Origin of the sequence: Ignavigranum ruoffiae (genome assembly GCF_900110675.1) — a bacterium.
GTDB lineage: Bacteria > Bacillota > Bacilli > Lactobacillales > Aerococcaceae > Ignavigranum > Ignavigranum ruoffiae.
In genome coordinates this window covers 1-1,889 of sequence record NZ_FOEN01000029.1, presented here as the reverse complement: position 1 = coordinate 1,889, position 1,889 = coordinate 1, and the positions used below count along the sequence as shown (strand labels likewise).

The following is a 1,889-nucleotide window of genomic DNA, read 5'->3' as shown; positions in this document are numbered from 1 at the left end:
AAAGATTTAGTAATTTCATACCCAAAAAATATTAAAGAACAAAAGAAAATTGGAGAAGTATCTTTTTCTTTAAATGAAACTATCACTCTTCATCAGCAAAAACTTGAAAATCTTGAAAAATTGAAGATATCTTTGCTTCAAAAAATGTTTGTGTAGGGAGGTTTCTTATGGTTTTAGACAACTTATTAGGAATTACAGATGCTATTGAACTAGCTCACATGGAAGAAAAAATTTCCAAGAAGGCTGCTCTAAGCTTGTTTGATGGGGCTTTAGATCAATTTGAACCAGGAACCTTTAAATGCTTGTCATTTATTCATAAGACGCTTTTTCAAGAAATATACGCTTTTGCTGGAATTGTGCGAGAGGTTAATATTGCTAAAGGTAATTTTCGCTTTGCATCGGTTATGTATTTAGACCAAGCGATTAAAGCGGTCGAAGCCATGTCTCAAAATACCTTTGACGAAATAATTGAAAAATATGTGGAAATGAATGTGGTCCATCCTTTCAGAGAGGGGAATGGCCGTAGCATGCGCATATGGTTAGATCATATTTTGAAGCATCAAATTGCTAGGGTCATTAATTGGAGCAAAGTTAATCCGTCAGATTATTTACTAGCCATGGAGAGAAGTCCGATAAAAGATTTGGAAATTAAGTCTCTATTAAGATCCGCTTTAACCGCTGATATTGATAACCGTTTAGTTTATATGAAAGGGTTAGATGCGTCTTATCGGTACGAAGGTTATACAGCCTACAAAACAGCAGACCTGGACTAGCTTAGTAAGCTTCTTCTTCTCATAATGAAGGTAATAACTTATGAGGAGGATTTTGAATGGGATCAAATCAGAATGTCTTGTTCCATGAATATTATGCTGAATGGATTGAGTTGTATAAAGTGGGAGCGGTTCGGCCAATTACTTTATCAAAGTATTATTTAAGTTTGCGATGGTTGAAGAAATTAGCGCCTAATCTTAAGTTGCCCCAATTAAATAGGAGATCCTATCAAGCGCTGTTGAATCGATATGCACTTCATCATGAGAAGCAGACGACTATGGATTTTCATCATCAACTTAAAGGAGCCATTTCGGATGCTATTGAAGATCGATTAATAGAGCAAGACCCAACGAGAAAAGTTGTCATTAAAGGAAAACTTCCACGTAAGAAGAAAACGAAGTTTCTCAGTCAGTTTGACTTACAAAAACTCCTTCAACAGCTTAAACTCACCAATGAAGTCACGATTGATTGGTTAATCTTATTGATAGCCAAAACCGGACTAAGATTTTCCGAAGCTTTAGCCTTAACGCCTGGAGACTTTGATTTTAATTATCAACTCATTAATATTAATAAAACATGGAACTATAAAGAAGCCGAAGGTGGATTTCAAGAAACTAAGAATAAGTCATCTAAGCGGAAAGTTCAAATTGATTGGAAAACCAATATGCAATTCGCTCAATTGATTTCAGAACTACCTGAAGATGATCGGATTTTTGTAAAGAAGCGCGTATTTAATTCAACAGTCAATAATCGACTACAAAAATACTGTAAACAAGCTCAAGTCCCTGTTATCTCAGTTCATGGGCTAAGACATACTCATGCTTCTTTACTTCTGTTCGCTGGAGTGTCAGTAGCAAGTGTAGCTAGAAGATTAGGACATTCCAATATGTCAACGACTCAACAAGTATATCTTCACATTATTCAAGAATTAGAAAACCAAGATAATGATAAAATTATGCGTTATCTATCAAGTCTATAAGTTAGGGGACGGGCACCTTCAAGGGTGTCCTTTTTTGCTGTCGTTGATGAAGAGTGATAGTTTCATTTAAAGAAAAAGATACTTCTCCAATTTTCTTTTGTTCTTTAATATTTTTTGGGTATGAAATTACTAAATCTTT

At 34.9% G+C, this 1,889-nt stretch carries 2 protein-coding genes; both read left to right on the top strand.

Annotated elements, in window-relative coordinates:
- Positions 1-167: 167 nt before the first annotated feature.
- Complete coding sequence (gene fic / locus BMX34_RS09550; RefSeq protein WP_092572770.1) at positions 168-773, top strand: protein adenylyltransferase Fic; 606 nt, start codon at positions 168-170, stop codon at positions 771-773.
- A 56-nt stretch (positions 774-829) separates the two neighbouring features.
- Positions 830-1,750, top strand: coding sequence for a site-specific integrase (locus BMX34_RS09545; protein ID WP_092572769.1), 921 nt, complete (start codon positions 830-832; stop codon positions 1,748-1,750).
- Positions 1,751-1,889: the final 139 nt, after the last annotated feature.